This window comes from Neisseria bergeri (genome assembly GCA_003044455.1).
GTDB classification, from domain to species: Bacteria; Pseudomonadota; Gammaproteobacteria; order Burkholderiales; family Neisseriaceae; genus Neisseria; species Neisseria bergeri.
The window spans coordinates 348,530-369,143 of sequence record POWY01000001.1 but is presented as its reverse complement, the minus strand read 5'-3'; the positions used below and the strand labels follow the sequence as shown (position 1 = coordinate 369,143).

Below are 20,614 nucleotides of genomic sequence, written 5' to 3'. Positions count from 1 at the left end.
ATATTTCCCAAAATCAGCTATGCTGCTCTAACGCTGCGTGACGTTCGTCATCGGAGACGGCTTCCAAAACCAATTTGCGCTGTGCTTCGGCTTTTTGCGGCTGTTCGGTTTCGTCAAAGACTTTCGCCAACACCAGACGAGCCGAAACGCTCGGTTGCAGGGCGATACTGGCTTCCAAATAACCTTTCGCCTTACCCCACAGCCGACGGCTGTAGGCGAGCCGGCCGAGATACATCAGCAGAAGCGCGTTGTCGGGCTGTTCTTTCAGCCAAGAATCGGCAAAATCGATGGCCTTCTGCTGATCGCGCTCACCCAAAAAGCGCACGCTTTCGACAAAGGCTTCCAAAAGCTCGGGGCGGCGGTTGTGCGGATAATGCTGTTTGACCCATTTGACCGCATCGGCATACAGTCCCAAACGTTGGTACTTTTCCGCAACCGATACGCTCAATTCCCCGTTTTTGAGGCTGTCGGGAATCCGCTTCAGGCAGGTTTTCAAAGCGGCGGCATCGGCAGCATCCGCCAGCTGGCGGCGGTATGCCCAATTTTGATACCGTTCCATTTCCGATTTGCCCAACGCGCCCGCCTTGGAAAGTTTTTCGGTTTTTGCCAGAACCTGCAACGCGTCGCCCCGATCGAAGGCGTAACGAAGTTGCAGACGCACGAGGCGCGTAAGGTTGGCATTCATCTTCGCCGCCGCATGAAGATTGGCTTCCGCCGCTTCGTAATCGCGCCGGTTCAACGCCGATTCCGCCAGCAGCAGGTAGCGGGAAAGCTGCTGTTTTTCCGGCAGTTTGGCGATTTCCGCAAGATAACGGTCGCGCAGATCGATGTTTTCCATCTGTCCGGCGGCGTGCGCGCCCAGCATCAATGCCAAAGTCCGGTTGTCTCCGGCCTCTTTGTTGCCCAATACGCGCGAGGCTTCAAGTTCCGCCTTCTCAAAACGCCCTTCAAAATACGCCAAACCCGCCTTGTTCAAGGCAAGCGCGGCCTTGCGTCCTTTTCGTGCCGAACCGAAACGCTGCATCTTTTCGGGGATATTGAGTACGCCGATAATGAATTTAAACAGGAAATACCAAGCCGCAACGGCAATCAGCAGTCCCAGCACAAAGGCGTGCAGGTTGATTCTGAGCATGGTCTGTCCGAGTACGATATACACGTCGCCGGTGTAAATGCCTGAAGCCAGCGCCAGTCCGACGGCGGCGGCAAACAGGACGACAATCCAGACTACCGTTTTCATGCGCGTTCTCCTTTAGCGGAGGGCAAACGCCCTGCCTTTTCCGGTACGGGCTGTTTTTTTGCAGGCTGTTCCGGTTTGCGTTCCGAAGGCAGGGACGGTGCTTCTATGGTCTTCACATCCGATGCGGCAGCCGGTTCGGAAGCTGTTTTTTCGTTTGCCAGTTCGGAAGCCGCCTGTTCCGCTTCTTGATTTTCCGCCGCCGTCATGCGCGTACCGTCGCGATAGGCGCGGACGGCATTTAGGCTGTTTTTCAAACCGTCATCCGCCGTCATGCGCACATCCAACGCCTTCAATTCCGCTAGTTCTTTCAGCCACGACTGCGTGGCGGGGGATTTGGCATCAAAATACTGTCTGACGGCGGTTTCGGCATTGTTCAAATCGCTTTGATAGACTTCGCTGTTGCGCTGCATTAATGCAGTCCGCGCATCCAAAAGGCGGAGGCGCAGGTTTTCACGCACAAAATATGCCTGTTCCGGTGAAATCAGCATGGCATCGTTGTTTTCCAAACGGCGGATTTCGACCAGCCCTTTCAATGTACCGAGGGATTTTTCCCATACGTTCTGCCACCATGAAGCGGAAACGGCTTCGTTCTTCACCTGTACGCCCGGTTTCAGCACACCGTCGAGCATCAGCGGCAGTCCGGATACGGCGGTTTCCAGCCTGTCGAGGCGCAATGCCGTGCCGGAAATATCGACATAGGGACGGTTTTTCAGTTCCGCCAAGTCGCTGCTGACTGCCTGTTTGATCGGCAGAAGCTCTGCCTGATTGAAACGGGACAGGCGGCTGTCGATATTCTCCAATACGCCGACTGCCGTTTGGATATTGCCGGTCAGCACCAGCTGTTGCGCCGCCAGATTGAGTATGGTCTCGGTTTCGTCCACCAGCCAATCGGCACGCCCTTTGGTCAGCTCGCGATAGGCTTTTTGCGTCATCAGAATTTGTTCGCCGTTGGCTTTGACACCGCTGTCCAAACGGTCGAGTTCGGACTGTATGGCACTTTGGCGGTTGAGGTTGTCTTTGAGCAGGGCGGCGTTTTCCGACTCGCCCAAGGCGGCTTTGTCGATTTTTTGGTTGAATGCCAGCTCTTGGTTTTTCAAGACATTCTGTCCTTGGACAAACAAAAAACCACTTGCACCCAAACCCAATGCCGCCAATACCAAGGCGCAGGTCGCCAAAGCGTTGCTGCCGGACTGTTTGACGATAAAAGGAGCGGCAGGAATGTGTACTTCTGTTTCGTTTTCTTTGCGTGGGGAAGAGGTTTCAGACGGCATTTCTTTTGATGCCTGTATTTCGCGTACGGGTTCGGATGATTTGTTTTCAGGTTCGCCCACCGTTTTGCTCCTTATTGGTTTGAGGTTCCGGGAAAGACCATGCCGTCTGAAACGGAAATGGAAGAATGGGAAAGCGCGGCTTCCAGCGTAGGGACGGTTTCGACCGAACACGCGCCTTCGCGCTTCAATGCCTCCGCAATGCGCGGATGATGGGTAAAGTATAACAAGGATTTGAAGAATCGGGAAAATTGCGGCGGAAGCTGTCCGAACAACGCGCGCACCAGCTCGGTCGACGTGATATAGGCGGCGGCAATATTTTCGGTTTGGAAATTATGCAGGTTCAACGATTTATGCCGTCTGAAATAGACTTCTGCCACCTCCGTCCGAAAACCTTTCTCCTGCAAGGCATTCATCAAAAAATCCCGCCCGCCGTGTCCGCGCACAAACAATACGCGCGCACCTTCGGGCAGACTGTTCCAAACCGGCAGGCGCAAAACCGCCTCGCTGTCGTTGCCGTCTTCAGGTGCAAACACGCCCGCGCCAGCATAACGCGCCAAGGCACGGCGGCTGCCCTGCCCTACGGAAATGTGCATCTTTATGCCGTCTGAAAAGTCCAAGTACTGCGCGGCGGTTTCAACGGCGGTCGGACTGACCCAAAACACGGCATCCGCACGGGCATACATTTCCGGCAGCCGTTTCAGGCTTGCTTCGTCGGTTTCGATTTCAATCAGACTCAACACTTCCGCCTGCCATCCGGCACGACGGCAGGTTTCCACATCGTCCTTCGCCCTGCCCGACGGACGGACAATCAGCATGATGGGGGTCGCTGTTTCCATCGCCTTATCCGCCCCGATTACCAGGAAAAATCGTCATCATTGAAATTCGCCTGTGCGGTTTTCGGCGTACAGCCGACCCGTGCGACTTCCTTGCCCCTACGCTCCACAACGACACCGCTGCTTTCCGTATGAGTCACGGAATCGAAGCCTGTCCATACGGTATACATAAATTCGCCGTTTTGGAATTTCATCGTTGCCCAGCGTCCGCTGCCCATGCCTTGCCACCTGTCGGAACGCCCCAACAGGTCAGCTTTGCCGTTGCGTATGGCAATTTCTTTTTTTGCCGCACTGCCGAACGAATATTCGTAAAGATTGCGGTCGATTTTTTGGACTTCTATATATTTGTTGTTGTCCGTTTTACAGGAAAACACCGTATCCGCCCACACGGTTTGGGCGGCAGCCGACAGAAGCAATACGGCAGAAAGGAACATTTTTTTCATCGTATTTCCTTAATGGTTGAAACCCCGCCATTTGGACATCCGTCCTTCGTGGCAGCAGCATCAGATTTTATTTGAGAGGGGTGTAACCCCTTCCAAATTAGGGCAACACATAGGGCGGCGCTTTATAGTGGATTAACAAAAACCAGTACGGCGTTGCCTCGCCTTAGCTCAAAGAGAACGATTCTCTAAGGTGCTGAAGCACCAAGTGAATCGGTTCCGTACTATTTGTACTGTCTGCGGCTTCGTCGCCTTGTCCTGATTTTTGTTAATCCACTATATGTGTCGTCCTATGTGTTGAAACATCATTGCCCGTATCCTGAAATAGAAAAGAAAATGCCCGTTTTACAGTCTTCTTTCCGACAAAATGCCGTCTGAAACGGATTTCAGACGGCATGGTCGAAATTATTGCGCGGAAAGCGGCTTGAGCAGCAAGGTTTCGCCGCTTTGTACGACATTTTCCAGCAGATCGATGTTCGGATGCTTGCCGGGGTAGGCGCGCGCGTCGGCAACGTGTTCGGCAAACCATATCAAACCCTGCTCTGCCGCTTCTTTGTCCAATTTTCCGTCAAAACGTTCCGCCAAAGCATTGTACAGCTTGAGCGAACCGAGCTTGCCCTGAACGGCGGGAATGTGGTGAACCGTTTTGCCTTCGGCATCCCGAACGTCCAAACCGCCCAAATGGTCGATTGAAGGAAATGTGGCGAGATAGTCTTGAAAATTCATGTCAGCTCCGAAAATCAAACAGTTAGCGCGTACCGAAAATCTTGTCGCCTGCATCTCCCAAGCCGGGGATGATGTAGCCGTTTTCGTTCAAGTGGCTGTCGAGCGCGGCGGTGTAAATCGTAACATCGGGATGCGCGTCGTTGACCGCCTTCACGCCCTCGGGCGCGGCAACCAAGACTAAGGCTTTGATGTTGCGGCAGCCCTTGGCTTTCAAAAGGTCGATGGTGGCAACCATCGAACCGCCCGTCGCCAGCATCGGGTCGATAATCAGGGCAGGACGTTCGTCCATACTGTCCACGAATTTTTCAAAATAGGAAACGGGTTTCAGCGTTTCCTCGTCGCGCTGCAAACCGACCACGCTGATTTTGGCAGTCGGAATCAAGTCGAGCACGCCGTCGAGCATACCCAAACCTGCACGCAGTATGGGAACGACGGTCAATGTTTTGCCCTTGATGCGGTCGCCTTCAATCTGACCGCACCATCCGTCGATAAGGTATTTTTCGATTTCAAAATCACGGCTTGCCTCGTATGCCATCAGGCGCGCCAGCTCGGTGGCAAGCGTCCGGAATTTGTAGGTGCTGCAATCCGCCTCCCTCATCAGGGTTAATTTGTGGCGGACGAGCGGATGGTTGATAACGTTAACGTTCATCGCGGTGTTCCAGTGTGATTTTGAGACGCGCCATTATACTTTTTTTTGATTTGCCGGAAAAGAAAATGCCGTCTGAAACACGTTCAGACGGCATTGCCGAATCCATCAGGCTTTCAGCAGCTCTTGCAGCTCGCCTGCCTCATACATTTCCATCAGGATGTCCGAACCGCCGACAAACTCGCCGTTCACATAAAGTTGGGGGATGGTCGGCCAGTCGCTGTATTCCTTAATGCCTTGGCGCACTTCGGGATTTTCCAATACGTTGACGGTAACGTAATCGGTGCAGCCCGCCGCGTTCAGGATTTGCACGGCGCGGGAAGAGAAACCGCATTGCGGAAACTGCTTCGTACCTTTCATAAACAATACGACGCGGTGTGTCGTTACTACTTCTTTAATTTGGTCGTGGATGGAAGCCATCGCTTATTCCTTTTGATAAAGTTGACAAAATTTGTCAGGTAGGACGCATTATACGCAAAAGCGGAAACTTCCCACAATATTTGCTGTATATCGCGCAGTATCAATGTTGTGAACGGAAATATTCCCACTCCTCGACAATCCTGCTGTCCGGCAAATGGCACAGGGCATATCCGCCGCCGCTTTCGTCTTTTTTTGCTTCCCGTCTGCCGCCTTTGGCAATGCAGAATTTGGAAGCGGACTTCACCATACCGACTGCCTCATGCCTGTCCGAAACGTGTTGGCAGGCAGCCGGCAGCAGCGCGGACAATGCATACGGATGAATTGCCTTCATGGTTTTCCTTATCGTCGGCACAGGGTCAGACGACCCGCATATCGGGTACTTTTTTAAACAGCCGGTAAAAGTTTTCCGTCGTATATGCCGCAACCTGTTCCAATGTTTGGTTCCGCAATTTGGCGATATGTTCGGCAGTATAACGCACGAAAGCCGGTTCGTTCTGCCTGCCGCGCTTGGGTACGGGGGCGAGGAACGGCGCATCGGTTTCCACTAAAATGCGGTCGTCCGGAACGTATTTCGCCGCCTCCTGAACCAAGGGTGCGTTTTTAAAGGTAACGATTCCCGAGAAAGAAATATAAAGCCCCAAATCCATGGCAGCTCGGGCAAAGGCTGTGTCTTCGGAAAAACAGTGAATCACACCCGAATTGGTTTTACATTCTTTCAAAATCGCCAAGGTGTCCGCCGCTGCATCGCGCGTATGGACGATAACGGGCAGTCCGGTTTGATTGGCTGCTTCGATGTGGTCTGCAAAGCGTTTGTGCTGCCAAGACAAATCGCCTTTGCACCAGTAATAATCCAAACCCGTCTCGCCGATGCCGACCACTTTCGGATGGGCGGCGGCTTCGACCATTTCCGCGACGGAAAATTCTTCGGCTTCCTTACTGTCGGGATGTACGCCTATGGTGCAATAGATGTGTTCGTGCGCTTCGGCGACGGCAAAGACTTCGGAGAAGCTTTCCCTACTGACGCTGATGGCGAGTGCCTGCCCCACGCCGTTTGCTTCCATGTTGGACAAAACTTCGGGCAGGCGTTCTTTCAAACCTTCAAAATTGAGGTGGCAGTGCGAATCGATGATATGCATGGCGTTACATGGTAAACGTAGGTCTGCTGCCGCCGATTGTGCTGCCCAGTTCGACTTCGATCTGGTCTTTGACTTTCAGGCAGTTTTCGTGTTTTGTGAATGCCAGCCCCACCCCTTTGGGTTTGGAGGAAGTACGCGCAGGATTAATCCAAGCGACCTTGGTTGGCAGGAACAGTTTGGGGAAGTTGAGGATTTCTACGGCAAGCAGAATATCGTCCCCGATGGAAAATACGTCGTCGGTCTGCACAAACAGGCCGCCATGTTCCAAAAACGGCATATAGGAGCTGTACAGCAGATTCATGTCTTTCAGCTGCAACGACATCATTTTTGCCGGAATATTTTGTCCGTCTGACATAATTCACCCGTTCTCTTTCTTCAATTCCAAATAGTTGATGAGCAGATGCTCGACCTGCATTTTGACATTTAAAGTATGAAACCCGTAAGGGGCAAGCTGTTTGAGCATATCCTCCGCCGCAAATACATTGCGCGGACGGAAACCGGATGCCGTCTGAAGTAGCCTGTCTTCATAAGCGGGATAATAGACGGGTTTCATGTGTCGCAGGCACAATCCCAAATCGACCAGCCACTTCTGCATCCACCCGACAAATACGTCGAGCGGAAGTTTCTCCTTATCGAAAAGCGCGGCGTAATCCAAAATCTTCAACAACCTCGGCTCTGCCAAAATATCCAACAGTTTAATCCGCAACGCACGGACACCGTCCGCCTCATCAAACAGCGGCGCACCCGAATGGAACGCCAAAAATTCTTCCGGCTCCGCCACACCCCTGTCGCGCAGATATGCCAATGCTTCCCCATGCGAAGGAGCGGGCAAAACCATCTTCCGGCAGCGGCTTTTAATGGTCGGTAAAACCTTGTCCGCCGCGTGGCTGACCAGCAAAAAGACCACTTGGGGCGGCGGCTCTTCCAACACTTTCAACAAACTGTTGGCGGCTTGGACATTCATACTTTCCGCAGGATGAATCAGAACCACGCGCAAACCGCCCCGTACCGAAGTCAGGTACACATTATCGATGATTTCCCTGACGGCATCGATTTTGATCTGCAACAGTTTGCGCCCGTTTTCGGGTTCGTCCGCCAGAGGCGTGATTTCGTAAAAATCGGGATGGCTTCCCTGTCCAAACAGATGGCAGGACATACATTCGCCACAGGGTTTGCAGCCCGGTGCAGGGGTTTCGCACAACAACGCCTTCGCCGCAAAACGGGCAAACGCGGTCTTCCCCGTCCCCTTTTTGCCGGCAAACAGCCAAGCATTGGGACGGCTCGTCCAATGCTCCGCAATCTGCCGCCATTGTTCATTATGCCACGGATAAATCATGTCAAACTGCCCGTCCGGAAATCCATACCGCCATCAGAGCAGTTCCAAATCGGGGCCGGAACTTTGCGCCCGGCGGCTGCGCAACTGTACCGCCAAACGCAAATCGTGTGCGGAGTCGGCATTTTTCAAGGCATCCTGCAAGGAAATCTCGCCTTTTTCATACAATTGGTAAAGGTGTTGGTCGAAGGTCTGCATACCCAGGGTAGTGGATTTTTTCATCACTTCTTTGATTTCATGGATGTTGCCGTTGTGAATCAACTCCGAAATCAGGGGCGAATTGAGCAGCACCTCGACTGCCGCCACCCTGCCCTTGCCGCCGTCTCGCGGAACGAGGCGTTGCGAAATAAACGCCTGAAGGTTGAGCGACAAATCCGTCAGCAATTGTTCGCGCCGCTCCTCGGGGAAAAAGTTGATGATGCGGTCGAGCGCCTGGTTGGTGCTGTTGGCGTGCAGCGTCGCCATACACAAATGCCCCGTTTCGGCAAAGGCAATGGCGTAGTCCATTGTTTCGCGGTCGCGGATTTCACCGATAAGGATGACATCGGGCGCCTGCCGCAGCGTGTTTTTCAACGCCGCCATCCAGTTTTCCGTATCCACGCCGACCTCGCGCTGGGTGATGATGCAGTTTTTGTGTTCGTGGACAAACTCGATCGGGTCTTCGATGGTGATGATGTGTCCGAACGAATTTTCATTGCGGTAGTCGATAAGCGAGGCGAGCGAAGTCGATTTGCCCGAGCCGGTGCCGCCGACAAAAATAACCAGCCCGCGTTTTTTCAGCGCGACATCCTTCAAGACCGGCGGCAGGTTCAGGCTTTCAAACTTGGGAATCTTGCTGGTAATCGCGCGGAATACCAACGCCGTCGCGCCGCGCTGTATCATTGCATTGACGCGGAAGCGGCTGGTGTCCGGCAGGCTGATGGCGAAGTTGCACTCGTTGGTCGATGAAAATTCTTCCGCCTGCTTCGCACTCATAATCGAGAAGGCGATTTCCATACATTTTTCCGCCGTCAGCGGCTCGTCCGTGATGCGGGTGATTTTGCCGTCCAACTTCATAGCGGGCGGGAAATGGGTCGTCACAAACAGGTCGGAACCTTTGTTTTTGTTCATATGGCGCAGCCATGCGAACAGTTCTTCCTTTGCAGTCATATTTTCATCGGTAAACATCTTCATCCCCCAATCTTCAAACAATCTGTATCTTCCCATTCTACCAAAAACCCGCCATGCCGTCTGAAACCGTTTCAGACGGCATGGACAAACCGCCTCCACTCAATCCTGCCGTGTTAGCGTGTATAATTCGGCATTCTATCCGAAACTCACAGCAGGTCAGCAATATGTCTTTGAAAACAGTAGCCGTTATCGGCGCAATGGAACAAGAAATCGAGCTTTTGCGCGAGATGATGGAAAATGTCAAAGCCGTCTCTTTCGGCAGATTTTCCGCCTATGAAGGCGAATTGGCGGGAAAACGCATGGTGCTTGCATTGAGCGGCATCGGCAAGGTCAACGCGGCAGTTGCAACGGCCTGGCTTATCCATCAGTTCGCACCGGACTGCGTCATCAACACCGGCAGCGCGGGCGGCTTGGGCAAGGGCTTGAAAGTCGGCGACGTGGTTGTCGGCACGGAAACCGCGCACCACGATGTCGATGTAACGGCGTTCGGCTATGCCTGGGGGCAAGTGCCGCAACTGCCGGCAAGGTTTGCTTCAGACGGCATTTTGATTGAAGCGGCAAAACGGGCGGCGCGGACGTTTGAAGGCGCGGCGGTAGAACAAGGCCTGATTGTCAGCGGCGACCGCTTCGTCCACAGCAGCGAAGGCGTGGCGGAAATCCGCAAGTACTTCCCCGAAGTCAAAGCAGTGGAAATGGAAGCGGCGGCGATTGCCCAAACCTGTCATCAGTTGGAAACGCCTTTCGTCATCATCCGCGCGGTTTCCGATTCGGCGGATGAAAAGGCAGACATCAGCTTTGACGAATTTTTGAAAACGGCGGCGGCAAGTTCTGCAAAAATGGTGGCAGAAATCGTCAAATCTTTATAAAACCTTTATCAAATCATGCCAAAACAGCGGTTTTCCGTTAGAATATCGGGCTATTTCCACGTTGCGCCCGATATTCGGACGTACCGCTGTTTGTTCAGACGGCATTTTTAAAACCCACTGTTCGACATTCAAAACAACTCTAATGAAAAATATCCGAAATTTCTCCATCATTGCCCACATCGACCACGGCAAATCGACGCTTGCCGACCGCTTCATCCAATATTGCGGCGGCTTGGATTCGCGCGAAATGAGTACGCAGGTGCTCGACTCTATGGACATCGAAAAAGAGCGCGGCATCACCATCAAAGCGCAAACCGCCGCGCTCAACTACAAAGCACGCGACGGGCAGGTGTATCAGCTCAACCTGATTGACACGCCGGGACACGTCGACTTCTCTTACGAAGTTTCCCGTTCGCTCTCTGCCTGCGAAGGCGCGCTTTTGGTGGTTGACGCGTCGCAGGGCGTGGAAGCGCAAACCGTGGCGAACTGCTATACCGCGATTGATTTGGGCGTTGAAGTCGTGCCTGTTTTGAACAAAATCGACCTGCCTGCCGCCGATCCCGAACGCGTGGAGCAGGAAATTGAAGACATTATCGGCATCGATGCCGTCGGAGCGGTGCAATGTTCCGCCAAAAGCGGTATCGGTGTGGAAGACGTTTTGGAAGAAATCGTTGCCAAAATCCCTGCACCGACCGGCGATGAAAACGCGCCGCTGCAAGCGGTTATTGTCGATTCGTGGTTTGACAACTACGTCGGCGTGGTTATGCTGATTCGTGTGAAAAACGGCACCATCAAGCTGAAAGACAAAGTACGCTTTATGAGCACCAAGGCGGAAACGCAGGTCGAGCAACTGGGCGTATTCACGCCGAAATCGGTTCAGAAGCAAGAACTCAAAGCCGGCGAAGTGGGCTTTTTGATTACCGGCGTGAAAGAATTGGGACAGGCGAAAGTCGGCGATACGGTTACTTTGGTTGCCAACCCTGCCACTGAGCCGCTGCCCGGTTTCCAAGAAGTACAAAGCCAAGTATTTGCGGGTCTTTATCCCGTGGAAAGCCACGACTATGAGGCTTTGCGCGACGCTTTGGAAAAATTGCAGCTGAACGATGCTTCGTTGAAATTCGAGCCTGAAGTTTCTCAAGCATTGGGATTCGGCTTCCGTTGCGGCTTCTTGGGTCTGTTGCACTTGGAAATTGTTCAGGAACGTTTGGAACGCGAGTTCGACATGGATTTGATTACCACCGCGCCGACGGTGGTTTACGAAGTCGTGTTGAAAAGCGGCGAAAAAATCGAAGTTGAAAACCCGTCCAAACTGCCCGACATCGGCAGCATCGAAACCATACTCGAGCCGATTATCACTGCGACCATTCTTGTGCCACAGGAATATGTCGGCAACGTCATGACTTTGTGTAACCAAAAGCGCGGAGTGCAGGTCAATATGCAGTACATGGGCCGCCAAGTCATGCTGACTTATGATTTGCCCATGAACGAAGTCGTGATGGACTTCTTCGACAAACTCAAATCGACTTCGCGCGGTTATGCCTCGTTGGACTACCATTTCAAAGAGTTCCAACCGTCTGATTTGATTAAGCTCGACATTATGGTCAACGGAGAAAAAGTCGATGCGCTGAGCCTGATTGTGCACCGTCAAAGCTCGGTTCACCGAGGCCGCGAGCTGGCATCGAAAATGCGCGAACTGATTCCGCGCCAAATGTTCGACATCGCCGTCCAAGCCGCCATCGGCAGCCAGATTATCGCCCGCGAAAACGTCAAAGCCCTGCGTAAAAACGTCTTGGCGAAATGTTACGGCGGCGATATTACCCGTAAGAAAAAACTGCTTGAAAAACAAAAAGCAGGCAAACGCCGCATGAAACAAGTGGGCAACGTGGAAATTCCGCAAAGCGCGTTCTTGGCGATTTTGCAGGTGAGCGACAAATAATATTTCGGCACACAGGGCTGCACATATGGCGCAGCCCTCCAAACTGCTCCGATTTGAAGAAGGCGCGCATTCCCAAACAAACCTTGATTTGCCGCTCCAAAAGGGCGTTTGGTTTTAACCGTTAAGGAACAACAATGAACACAATGCTAATGTCGGGAGCGGCTGCCGCGCTGCTTGCCGGTATCATCCTTTATTTCAAAAGCGACAAGAAGCGGCAGGAAAACGGGGAATGGAGTTCCGGCCTCGAATACGCCTATATCCTGACGGCGGTCGGCGTGTTTGCCGCTTTGTCCCTGTTTATGAGCTTTACCGCCGTTTTCCTGATTTTCGTTGTATTGTGCGGTACGGCTTGGGGGGTATATAAATACCGTCTGAAGACTCATCCAGAAATCTCGGAAAGCAGCCACTTCGGCGATTATTTCGGCGGTTTCTTCCCTACCGTTTTGGTATTGTTCCTCATCCGGTCGTTTATTGCCGAACCGTTTCAAATCCCGTCCAGCTCCATGCGCCCGGGCCTAATCAAGGGCGATTTCATTTTGGTCGGCAAATTTTCCTACGGATTGCGCGTACCTGTTTTAAACAATGTATTTATCCCCACGGGCAAAATCGAACGGGGCGATGTCGTCGTTTTTAATTATCCTTTGCAGCCGGAGATGACCTACATCAAGCGTATTGTCGGCATCCCGGGCGACATTGTCGAATATCGGGACAAGGTTCTGACGGTAAACGGAAAACCGGCTTCCGATATTCCTGACGGCACATACCGTTATCCCGACGATACCGACCCTTCCGAAATCCACAACACGGATATGTTCCGCAGCAGTTTGGACGGCAAATCCTTCAATATTCTGAAAAAAGAAGGACAGCCTGCCGTTTCCCTGCCCGTATTGGGCAAATATACCTCCGATATTATGTCTGAAAACGGATATTCCATAGAGCAAAGCGGTTTGGAACACTGCCAATATGCCGACGACGGCAGCGGTTTCGTGTGCAAAGTTCCCGAAGGACGCTATTTCGCCATGGGCGATAACCGCGACAACAGTGCCGATTCGCGCTACTGGGGCTTTGTGGATGACAAGCTGGTTGTCGGTAAGGCAACCTTCATTCTGATGAACTTCGGCGATTTCAGCCGGGCCGGTACGGCAATCCGCTAAACCGGGAAGCCAAGAATGCCGTCTGAAAATAGTTTCAGACGGCATTTGCTATTCCTTACCTTTGCAGGCAGGTCTAACGTTGTCGGATTTTCCTACCTATCAGTCCGGTAACTCAGGTTTTGCACGGCGAACTGCCAATATTGCCCTGATGGAATCAATGTTAAGACTGCTGTTTCCGCGAACCGAGATAAATTGCCGAAAGCGTCAGCACCACCCCTGCCCACTGCACACCGTCAATCGGTTTGCCCAACCCAAAATAATCGATGAACAGGGCGGCAACCGGTTCGGATAAAAGCAACAGCCCCGTCAGCGACAGGGAAAGCAGCGGAATCGCATAGGCAACCATCGCCCACGCAAAGCACTGCATCACCACGCCGTACACAAGCACCAAACCCGCATCTTTCCAAGTCGTCGGATAAAGCGCGCCGCCGTCCATCAGCAATGCCGGAACAACCAACGATGCCGCGCCGCCCAAACTCAAAATCATCATTGAAGGGAAAAGCACCACCTGTTCGACTTCATGAGTCTTGCGGACAAACACCATCGACAGGGCAAGCATCAGCCCGGATACCAAACCGCTGGCGAATCCCCAAACCGCATTACCGTTGTAGCCAAATTCCGCACCGGCAATCATCGCCACGCCGACAACTGCCGATATTAAGCCCACCTTTTTCAGCCCGCTCAAACGTTCGTTAAAAAAGAAAACACCGATTGCCGACAAAAAAAAGATTTGCAGGCTGTTGAGCAGGGTGGAAATACCCGGCCCGACCGCGTGTATGCTTTCGTGCCACAACGCCAAATCGAAAGCGAGGAACACACCCGCCGTCAGGGCATATCGGACGGTTTTCCTGTTTTTTGGGAATTTTTGCCCGAAAAACCGTGCCAAAAACCAAAATACGAACACCGAAATCAGCAACCGCCAAAATGCGATTGCATACGGGCCGACGGGGACGGATCTGACAATCAGGCTGCCCAGACCGAACACCACGCAACCCAGCACCAGCAATGGTGCGGCATATTTTTTTCCGTCCATAATATCCCCTCCCTTCCCCATACGGCTGCCGCGCCGACGGCAAAAATGCCGCCATTCCGAAAATATGCCGTCTGAAGCCCAAAGCCCTGGCTGCGCCCGGACAAACGGCTGACTTTACGGGCAGGCCGGCTATTTTCCGTTGGGGCAAAAAACCGTCCTGCCGGATAAAACCCGAATATAGTGGATTAACAAAAACCAGTACGGCGTTGCCTCGCCTTAGCTCAAAGAGAACGATTCTCTAAGGTGCTGAAGCACCAAGTGAATCGGTTCCATACTATTTGTACTGTCTGCGGCTTCGTTGCCTTGTCCTGATTTTTGTTAATCCACTATAAAAAATATTTCCCTCAAACAATGCGGCGGCATCAACACCTGATTAAAACACAACCGGCGTTTCCGGCATATATGCAAAAACGCATTTTCCGGCACGGCGTTACACCGATACCGAAAAATGCGTCTGAATGTTTCGACAATCCGATTAAAGCATTATGCCAAATCTGCAAAAAGTGGCGTAGAGAGATAGCGTTCGCCATAGGAAGGCAGCAACACGACTATCAATTTGCCTTCGTTTTCAGGCTGTTTGGCAAGCTGCAACGCACTCCAAACTGCCGCACCGGAAGAAATACCCACCAAAATGCCTTCTTTTTCCGCCATTGCGCGGGCGGTTTCAAAAGCGGCTTCGTTCGGCACTTTGGCAATACTGTCGTAGATTTTGGTATTCAAAACGGTCGGAATAAAGCCTGCGCCGATGCCTTGAATCGGGTGCGGGCCTTTTTCGCCGCCGCTCAATACGGGGGAAGCCTCAGGCTCGACGGCAACCACTTTGACTTCGGGTTTGTATTTTTTCAACACTTCGCCCACGCCGGTTACCGTACCGCCTGTGCCGACACCGGCAACAAAGACATCGACTTTGCCGTCCGTATCCCGCCAAATTTCCTCGGCGGTTGTTTTGCGGTGGACTTCGGGGTTTGCCTCATTGTCGAACTGGCGCGGCATAAAATAAGTGTCGGGATGTGCATCCACCAAGGATTGCGCCTTCGCAATCGCGCCGCCCATACCTTCGGCGGCGGGGGTCAGAATCAGTTCCGCACCAAACGCACGCAACAGCATTTTGCGTTCTTTGCTCATGCTTTCCGGCATGGTAATCGCCAGTTTGTAGCCGCGTGCCGCACATACCATCGCCAAACCGATACCCGTATTGCCGCTGGTTGCTTCGACAATCACGGTGTTTTTGTTGATTTTGCCCGCTTTTTCGGCGGCCTCGATCATTGCTTCGGCAATGCGGTCTTTGACGCTGCTGCCCGGATTGAAAAATTCCAGTTTCACGGCAACCTCTGCCTTCAAACCTTCGGTCAGACGGTTCAGTTTGACCAAAGGCGTGTTGCCGATCAGTTCGGTGATGCTGTTTGCAATTTTCATCTTCTGCTCCTGAATAATAAGGTTTCGACAGTAAGGCACAATCCCCATCGGCATCCTGTCCGATTGCGGGGGATTTGCGCCGAACCATAAACAAATTTCGGATATGGCTTCATCCTAAACCTATGCCGCCTAAAAAACCAATACCCAAAATTTCTTTCTTTATAACTTTTTGTTCCGATACAGACGGCATCACAATCATCTGCCGATTTCGGCAAGCAGCATCGCCGTTACCGCAACCTGCATCAACATCGCCGCCAACCCGCCGAGTCGCAGCTGCGAACCGCCGAACGTTGACGGCGGCTGCCGGTCTATACCGCAGCGGTGGACATAGGCAACCGCCATCAGCACAAGCTGCAACACAAACCAATAAACCGGCTTCAGCGCATAAAGTTTGAGCAGTGCCGCAAACACAAACACTTGAACCGTTCCCGAAAAGCAATAATGCACCAACGCACATATTCCGACAAAAGCAAGCGTCATCAATGCATTACTGACGGCAAACAGCCCGAGCAGCGGATGTTCGTGGTCTGCCTGCCATCCGTTTCCACCCTTTTTCCGGTTCCAATGCCCGATGAAAAAAAATATACTGCCCAAAGTCAGGTAAAAATGGGGAATGAACAAAGGCGCGGCGCGGGTCAATCCCCACATCCCCGGCATCAGCTTCGCCCCCAAAACCGATATGCCGAGCCACAGCGCAATACTCGCCCAAAACCATTGCAACATCCCGGCGCGGAATATCATAAACAGAAAAACCGCCGCATACAGTAAGGCAGACAAAAAATCCAAATGCAGCAAAATCATGAATACGCCAACTCACCTTCAAACACCGTTTCCGCAGGGCCGGTCATCATCACATCGCCGCCGCAGGCCCATTCGATATATAAAGTTCCGCCCGGCAAAACCACCTCTACCGTTTTCCCTTCATCCAACAGCCCCAGACGGATACCCGCCACCACAGCCGCACACGCACCCGTACCGCAAGCTTGGGTTTCGCCCACACCACGCTCGAACACGCGCAAACGAATCGCGGTTCGGCTGACAATCTGCATAAAGCCGACGTTGACGCGTTCGGGAAACTGCCTGTGCGCTTCGATAAGCGAACCAGTTTCGCGCACCGGCGCGCATTCCACGTCATCCACCACAATCACCGCATGGGGATTGCCCATATTGACGCAGCTGACAGGCTGAATGCCGGATTCGAGATGCACCCCATAAATACAGGCATCATCCCCCTCGTCCGATACGGGAACAAACGGTATTTCAGACGGCATGAACTTCGGTTTGCCCATATTGACCGTAACCATGCCGTTATCGGACAATTTCGGAAAAATAATGCCCTTGGCCGTTTCAACACAAATTTCTTTCTTATCGGTCAAACCCTTGTCTGCAACAAAACGGGCAAAACAACGCGCTCCGTTGCCGCATTGCTCGACCTCGCCGCCGTCGGCATTGAAAATACGGTAACGGAAATCCACGCCTTCGGTTTCCGAACGCCCGACCACCAAAAGCTGGTCGAAGCCCACGCCCCGGAAGCGGTCCGCCCATTCCGCAATCGGCGCGTCCTCGGGGGTAAAATCCTGACTGACCGCGTCAATCACCATAAAATCGTTGCCCAAACCGTGCATTTTAGTAAATTTCAAAATGTTCATATTGTTCCGAAATCCCGTATCGTCTGTTGCTTCCGAATCTGAAATCCCCGTGCCGAAGGGAAATGCTTCCATCTCCCGCCGTCGGGAGATTAAAATGAGTATTATACTGTTTGTTACCCACTACAATAAACACCATGTTCCGCATATTACTGTTGCTTTTCCCTTGTGCAATCCTTGCTGCCTGCACCCGAAACATACCGGCAAACCCGGCCGTTTCAAATTGCGTGCATCTTCAAAACCGCACCATCCTGTATTTCGACGCACACGGCAAACCCGCCGACAGCGCAGTAAAGGGCGGATTTTACAGGACTGTCGAAATTCATGACACAAACCGCATCCTTATTCAAGACTTTAACAGCACGGGGAATGCCCTCGCCAAACCCTATTGGTCGGACTGCCGGAAATTATCCGTTTTCCCAGACAAACATCTGACCGTGAGCCGTCCATGAACCACGACATCACTTTCCTAACCCTGTTCCTGCTCGGTTTCTTCGGAGGAACGCACTGCATCGGCATGTGCGGCGGATTAAGCAGCGCGTTTGCGCTCCAACTCCCCCCGCATATCAACCGCTTTTGGCTGATCCTGCTGCTTAACACAGGACGGATAAGCAGCTATACGGCAATCGGTCTGATTCTCGGATTAATCGGACAGGTCGGCGTTTCACTCGACCAAACCCGCGTCCTGCAGAATATTTTATACACAGCCGCCAACCTCCTGCTGCTCTTTTTAGGCTTATACTTGAGCGGTATTTCTTCCTTGGCGGCAAAAATCGAGAAAATCGGCAAACCGATATGGCAGAATCTGAACCCGATACTCAACCGGCTGTTACCCATAAAATCCATACCCGCCTGCCTTGCTGTCGGAATATTATGGGGCTGGCTGCCGTGCGGACTGGTTTACAGCGCGTCGCTTTACGCATTGGGCAGCGGTAGTGCGGCAACGGGTGGGTTATATATGCTTGCCTTTGCACTGGGTACGCTGCCCAATCTTTTGGCAATCGGCATTTTTTCCCTGCAACTGAAAAAAATCATGCAAAACCGATATATCCGCCTGTGTACGGGATTATCCGTATCATTATGGGCATTATGGAAGCTTGCCGTCCTGTGGCTGTAACACTCATCAATTCCCAATACCCGTAAAAAATGCCGTCTGAAACCTGTTCAGACGGCATTTTCACCCTAAGCGTTACTCGGCGGCATTTTCCTCACGGGCAGGCGCGTCCAGCAAAGCTTTGATGGACAGGCGCACACGGCCTCTGTCGTCCACTTCCAATGCTTTCACATTCACCACCTGACCGACTTGCAGGTAATCGCCGACATTGCGTACGCGCTCGTGGGCGATTTGGCTGATGTGTACCAAACCGTCTTTGCCCGGCATCACGCTGACAATCGCGCCGACGTTGTTGTCGAGGATTTTCACCACAGTGCCTTCATACACTTTGCCCACTTCCACTTCGGCAGTAATCTGCTCGATGCGTTTTTTCGCCGCATCGCCTGCTTCTTGAGTAGTCGCAGCGATAGTGATGGTACCATCTTCAGCGATATTGATTTCAGTACCGGTTTCAGCGGTAATCGAACGAATGGTTTCGCCGCCTTTACCGATAACTTCGCGGATTTTGTCTTGGTTGATTTTCATCGTAAACAAACGCGGCGCGTGTGCGGACAACTCTTGCGGACCCGCAACGGCGGCTTTCATCTGATTCAAGATATGCAGACGCGCTTCTTTGGCCTGTGCCAAAGCAATCTGCATAATTTCTTTGGTAATGCCTTGGATTTTGATGTCCATTTGCAGTGCGGTAACGCCTTCGGTCGTACCGGCCACTTTAAAGTCCATATCGCCCAAGTGGTCTTCGTCGCCCAAAATATCGGTCAGGACGGCAAATTTGTTGCCTTCCAAAATCAGACCCATCGCGATACCGGCAACGTGTGCTTTCAAAGGCACGCCGGCAGACAGCAGGCTCAGGCAGCCGCCGCAGACGGAAGCCATAGAGGAAGATCCGTTGGATTCGGTAATTTCGGAGACCACGCGCATGGTGTAGCTGAAATCTTCAGGTTTCGGCAATACGGCCAACAACGCACGTTTAGCCAAACGGCCGTGACCGATTTCACGACGTTTCGGCGCGCCCATGCGTCCGACTTCGCCGGTAGAGTACGGCGGAAAGTTGTAGTGCAGCATAAAGCGGTCGGTGTATTCGCCGGACAGCGCGTCGATGATTTGCTCGTCGCGCGAAGTACCCAAAGTCGCCACGGCAAGGGCTTGGGTTTCGCCACGGGTAAACAGTGCGGAACCGTGCGTGCGCGGCAATACGCCGGTTTGGATGTTCAGCGGGCGGACGGTGCGGGTGTCGCGGCCGTCGATGCGAGGTTGGCCGTCCAAAATTTGGCTGCGGACGACATCGGCTTCCAAGTGTTTGAAAATGCCTTTGATTTCGTTGGCAGCCAAAGTGTCGGTTTCTTCGGTAATCAAAGCTTCTTTTACCGCATTCCAAGCCTCGTCCAATTTTGCTGAACGCGCTTGTTTTTGACGGATTTTGAACGCTTCTTTAATGGTTTCGCCGGCAATCCCGCGTACTTTGGCAACCAATTCTTCATTGGTTTCAGGTGCTTTCCAATCCCAAACTTCCGGATTGACTTCGTCGGCAAACTCATTGATGGCGTTAATCGCAGCCTGCATTTGATCGTGGCCGTAAACCACCGCGCCCAACATCACGTCTTCGGGCAGGATTTTGGCTTCGGATTCCACCATCAACACGGCTTTGGACGTACCGGCGACCACCAAGTCCAATTGCGATTTCGCCAACTCGGCTTTAGTCGGATTCAAAACGTACACGCCGTTTACATAACCCACGCGTGCCGCACCGATCGGGCCGGCAAACGGTACGCCGCTCAATACCAGCGCGGCAGACGCGCCCAACATTGCAGGAATGTCGGAATCGATTTCAGGATCGACGGACACGACCATCGCTACGATTTGGATGTCGTGGTAGAAACCTTCGGGGAACAGGGGACGGATCGGACGGTCGATCAGACGGCTGGTCAGGATTTCTTTTTCGCTTTGTTTGCCTTCGCGTTTGAAGAAACCGCCGGGGATTTTACCTGCTGCGTAAGTACGCTCGAGGTAATCGACAGTCAGAGGGAAGAAGTCCTGACCTTCTTTCACTTCTTTGTTGGTGGTAACGGCAACCAAAACAACAGTGTCGCCCATGGATACTTTAACGGCAGCAGCGGCTTGGCGGGCAATTTCGCCGGTTTCCAAAGTAACGGTTTGATTACCGTATTGGAAGGTCTTAACGTGTTTATTGAACATCATTGTTCCTTTCAAAATACCGCACTGCTAAAACACTAATA

Annotated in this window: 22 protein-coding genes; 5 read left to right on the top strand and 17 right to left on the bottom strand. The window is 52.6% G+C overall.

The features are described 5' to 3' along the window. Positions 1 to 13: 13 nt before the first annotated feature. The 12 genes from DBY86_RS02125 to DBY86_RS02065 all read right to left on the bottom strand — a co-directional run bounded on the left by DBY86_RS02125 (position 14) and on the right by DBY86_RS02065 (position 9,209). Positions 14 to 1,237, bottom strand: coding sequence for a heme biosynthesis HemY N-terminal domain-containing protein (locus DBY86_RS02125; RefSeq protein WP_107818717.1), 1,224 nt, complete (start codon positions 1,235 to 1,237; stop codon positions 14 to 16). Next, positions 1,234 to 2,568, bottom strand: a complete 1,335-nt coding sequence (locus DBY86_RS02120; RefSeq protein ID WP_199901014.1) for a uroporphyrinogen-III C-methyltransferase — start codon at positions 2,566 to 2,568, stop codon at positions 1,234 to 1,236. The genes DBY86_RS02125 and DBY86_RS02120 overlap by 4 nt, the downstream gene beginning before the upstream one ends. An 11-nt stretch (positions 2,569 to 2,579) precedes the next feature. Further along, on the bottom strand, positions 2,580 to 3,344 hold the full coding sequence (locus tag DBY86_RS02115; RefSeq protein WP_107818716.1) for a uroporphyrinogen-III synthase: 765 nt from the start codon (positions 3,342 to 3,344) through the stop codon (positions 2,580 to 2,582). Positions 3,345 to 3,361: 17 nt separating this feature from the next. Next, positions 3,362 to 3,784, bottom strand: coding sequence for a protein Gly1ORF1 (locus DBY86_RS02110; RefSeq protein WP_107818715.1), 423 nt, complete (start codon positions 3,782 to 3,784; stop codon positions 3,362 to 3,364). A 402-nt stretch (positions 3,785 to 4,186) separates the two neighbouring features. Next, complete coding sequence (locus DBY86_RS02105; protein WP_107818714.1) at positions 4,187 to 4,507, bottom strand: DUF2322 family protein; 321 nt, start codon at positions 4,505 to 4,507, stop codon at positions 4,187 to 4,189. A gap of 22 nt (positions 4,508 to 4,529) precedes the next feature. After that, positions 4,530 to 5,156 (bottom strand): uracil phosphoribosyltransferase, encoded by a 627-nt coding sequence (upp, locus tag DBY86_RS02100; RefSeq protein WP_107818713.1) that lies wholly within the window; start codon positions 5,154 to 5,156, stop codon positions 4,530 to 4,532. 105 nt (positions 5,157 to 5,261) lie between these two features. Further along, complete coding sequence (gene grxD / locus DBY86_RS02090) at positions 5,262 to 5,573, bottom strand: Grx4 family monothiol glutaredoxin (RefSeq protein ID WP_002214004.1); 312 nt, start codon at positions 5,571 to 5,573, stop codon at positions 5,262 to 5,264. A 100-nt stretch (positions 5,574 to 5,673) separates the two neighbouring features. Further along, on the bottom strand, positions 5,674 to 5,904 hold the full coding sequence (locus DBY86_RS13525) for a putative hemolysin (protein ID WP_234403181.1): 231 nt from the start codon (positions 5,902 to 5,904) through the stop codon (positions 5,674 to 5,676). A 25-nt stretch (positions 5,905 to 5,929) separates the two neighbouring features. Next, complete coding sequence (locus DBY86_RS02080) at positions 5,930 to 6,709, bottom strand: TatD family hydrolase (RefSeq protein ID WP_107818712.1); 780 nt, start codon at positions 6,707 to 6,709, stop codon at positions 5,930 to 5,932. A gap of 4 nt (positions 6,710 to 6,713) precedes the next feature. Then, positions 6,714 to 7,064 carry a PilZ domain-containing protein gene (locus tag DBY86_RS02075; RefSeq protein ID WP_002221202.1) on the bottom strand — a complete coding sequence of 117 codons (351 nt, stop codon included), beginning with the start codon at positions 7,062 to 7,064 and terminating at the stop codon, positions 6,714 to 6,716. A gap of 3 nt (positions 7,065 to 7,067) precedes the next feature. Further along, entirely contained in the window at positions 7,068 to 8,045 is a 978-nt protein-coding gene (locus DBY86_RS02070; protein WP_107818711.1) for a DNA polymerase III subunit delta', read from the bottom strand. Positions 8,046 to 8,078: 33 nt separating this feature from the next. After that, the gene (locus tag DBY86_RS02065; RefSeq protein WP_025457249.1) at positions 8,079 to 9,209 is read right to left on the bottom strand and encodes a PilT/PilU family type 4a pilus ATPase; all 1,131 of its coding nucleotides are present in this window, start codon (positions 9,207 to 9,209) and stop codon (positions 8,079 to 8,081) included. 167 nt (positions 9,210 to 9,376) lie between these two features. On the opposite strand from DBY86_RS02065, the gene DBY86_RS02060 reads away from it, so the two are divergent. The 3 genes from DBY86_RS02060 to lepB all read left to right on the top strand — a co-directional run bounded on the left by DBY86_RS02060 (position 9,377) and on the right by lepB (position 13,168). Further along, complete coding sequence (locus DBY86_RS02060; protein WP_107818710.1) at positions 9,377 to 10,078, top strand: 5'-methylthioadenosine/adenosylhomocysteine nucleosidase; 702 nt, start codon at positions 9,377 to 9,379, stop codon at positions 10,076 to 10,078. 142 nt (positions 10,079 to 10,220) lie between these two features. Next, positions 10,221 to 12,014, top strand: coding sequence for a translation elongation factor 4 (gene lepA, locus DBY86_RS02055; protein ID WP_107818709.1), 1,794 nt, complete (start codon positions 10,221 to 10,223; stop codon positions 12,012 to 12,014). Positions 12,015 to 12,148: 134 nt separating this feature from the next. Further along, a complete protein-coding gene (gene lepB / locus DBY86_RS02050; protein WP_107818708.1) occupies positions 12,149 to 13,168 on the top strand; it encodes a signal peptidase I in 1,020 nt (339 codons plus the stop codon). Between the two features lie 160 nt (positions 13,169 to 13,328). Here lepB and DBY86_RS02045 read toward each other — a convergent pair whose 3' ends face one another. From DBY86_RS02045 to dapF, 4 genes are all read right to left on the bottom strand, one after another. Further along, positions 13,329 to 14,222, bottom strand: coding sequence for a DMT family transporter (locus DBY86_RS02045; protein WP_107818707.1), 894 nt, complete (start codon positions 14,220 to 14,222; stop codon positions 13,329 to 13,331). Between the two features lie 462 nt (positions 14,223 to 14,684). Continuing rightward, the gene (gene cysK, locus DBY86_RS02035; protein WP_107818706.1) at positions 14,685 to 15,617 is read right to left on the bottom strand and encodes a cysteine synthase A; all 933 of its coding nucleotides are present in this window, start codon (positions 15,615 to 15,617) and stop codon (positions 14,685 to 14,687) included. A gap of 195 nt (positions 15,618 to 15,812) precedes the next feature. Further along, entirely contained in the window at positions 15,813 to 16,418 is a 606-nt protein-coding gene (locus tag DBY86_RS02030) for a hypothetical protein (RefSeq protein WP_107818705.1), read from the bottom strand. Then, complete coding sequence (dapF, locus tag DBY86_RS02025; protein ID WP_107818857.1) at positions 16,415 to 17,266, bottom strand: diaminopimelate epimerase; 852 nt, start codon at positions 17,264 to 17,266, stop codon at positions 16,415 to 16,417. Before dapF ends, DBY86_RS02030 begins: the two co-directional genes overlap by 4 nt. A 134-nt stretch (positions 17,267 to 17,400) precedes the next feature. Between dapF and DBY86_RS02020 the strand changes: the two genes are divergently transcribed. Continuing rightward, entirely contained in the window at positions 17,401 to 17,715 is a 315-nt protein-coding gene (locus DBY86_RS02020; RefSeq protein ID WP_107818704.1) for a hypothetical protein, read from the top strand. Continuing rightward, positions 17,712 to 18,380, top strand: coding sequence for a sulfite exporter TauE/SafE family protein (locus DBY86_RS02015; protein ID WP_107818703.1), 669 nt, complete (start codon positions 17,712 to 17,714; stop codon positions 18,378 to 18,380). The genes DBY86_RS02020 and DBY86_RS02015 overlap by 4 nt, the downstream gene beginning before the upstream one ends. A gap of 72 nt (positions 18,381 to 18,452) precedes the next feature. On the opposite strand, the gene pnp is transcribed toward DBY86_RS02015, so the two are convergent. Next, positions 18,453 to 20,576: a polyribonucleotide nucleotidyltransferase gene (gene pnp / locus DBY86_RS02010; RefSeq protein WP_107818702.1), complete on the bottom strand. Its 2,124-nt coding sequence runs from the start codon at positions 20,574 to 20,576 to the stop codon at positions 18,453 to 18,455. Positions 20,577 to 20,614: the final 38 nt, after the last annotated feature.

Excerpts from the sequence above, each read along its gene's own strand:
- grxD (WP_002214004.1), bottom strand. The coding sequence starts at position 5,573 with ATGGCTTCCATCCACGACCAAATTAAAGAAGTAGTAACGACACACCGC.
- pnp (WP_107818702.1), bottom strand. The coding sequence starts at position 20,576 with ATGATGTTCAATAAACACGTTAAGACCTTCCAATACGGTAATCAAACC.
- DBY86_RS02020 (WP_107818704.1), top strand. The coding sequence starts at position 17,401 with ATGTTCCGCATATTACTGTTGCTTTTCCCTTGTGCAATCCTTGCTGCC.
- DBY86_RS02075 (WP_002221202.1), bottom strand. The coding sequence starts at position 7,064 with ATGTCAGACGGACAAAATATTCCGGCAAAAATGATGTCGTTGCAGCTG.
- DBY86_RS02125 (WP_107818717.1), bottom strand. The coding sequence starts at position 1,237 with ATGAAAACGGTAGTCTGGATTGTCGTCCTGTTTGCCGCCGCCGTCGGA.
- DBY86_RS02030 (WP_107818705.1), bottom strand. The coding sequence starts at position 16,418 with ATGATTTTGCTGCATTTGGATTTTTTGTCTGCCTTACTGTATGCGGCG.
- dapF (WP_107818857.1), bottom strand. The coding sequence starts at position 17,266 with ATGAACATTTTGAAATTTACTAAAATGCACGGTTTGGGCAACGATTTT.
- upp (WP_107818713.1), bottom strand. The coding sequence starts at position 5,156 with ATGAACGTTAACGTTATCAACCATCCGCTCGTCCGCCACAAATTAACC.
- cysK (WP_107818706.1), bottom strand. The coding sequence starts at position 15,617 with ATGAAAATTGCAAACAGCATCACCGAACTGATCGGCAACACGCCTTTG.
- DBY86_RS13525 (WP_234403181.1), bottom strand. The coding sequence starts at position 5,904 with ATGAAGGCAATTCATCCGTATGCATTGTCCGCGCTGCTGCCGGCTGCC.
- DBY86_RS02105 (WP_107818714.1), bottom strand. The coding sequence starts at position 4,507 with ATGAATTTTCAAGACTATCTCGCCACATTTCCTTCAATCGACCATTTG.
- DBY86_RS02115 (WP_107818716.1), bottom strand. The coding sequence starts at position 3,344 with ATGGAAACAGCGACCCCCATCATGCTGATTGTCCGTCCGTCGGGCAGG.
- DBY86_RS02110 (WP_107818715.1), bottom strand. The coding sequence starts at position 3,784 with ATGAAAAAAATGTTCCTTTCTGCCGTATTGCTTCTGTCGGCTGCCGCC.
- DBY86_RS02065 (WP_025457249.1), bottom strand. The coding sequence starts at position 9,209 with ATGTTTACCGATGAAAATATGACTGCAAAGGAAGAACTGTTCGCATGG.
- DBY86_RS02060 (WP_107818710.1), top strand. The coding sequence starts at position 9,377 with ATGTCTTTGAAAACAGTAGCCGTTATCGGCGCAATGGAACAAGAAATC.
- lepA (WP_107818709.1), top strand. The coding sequence starts at position 10,221 with ATGAAAAATATCCGAAATTTCTCCATCATTGCCCACATCGACCACGGC.
- DBY86_RS02080 (WP_107818712.1), bottom strand. The coding sequence starts at position 6,709 with ATGCATATCATCGATTCGCACTGCCACCTCAATTTTGAAGGTTTGAAA.
- lepB (WP_107818708.1), top strand. The coding sequence starts at position 12,149 with ATGAACACAATGCTAATGTCGGGAGCGGCTGCCGCGCTGCTTGCCGGT.
- DBY86_RS02070 (WP_107818711.1), bottom strand. The coding sequence starts at position 8,045 with ATGATTTATCCGTGGCATAATGAACAATGGCGGCAGATTGCGGAGCAT.
- DBY86_RS02015 (WP_107818703.1), top strand. The coding sequence starts at position 17,712 with ATGAACCACGACATCACTTTCCTAACCCTGTTCCTGCTCGGTTTCTTC.
- DBY86_RS02045 (WP_107818707.1), bottom strand. The coding sequence starts at position 14,222 with ATGGGGAAGGGAGGGGATATTATGGACGGAAAAAAATATGCCGCACCA.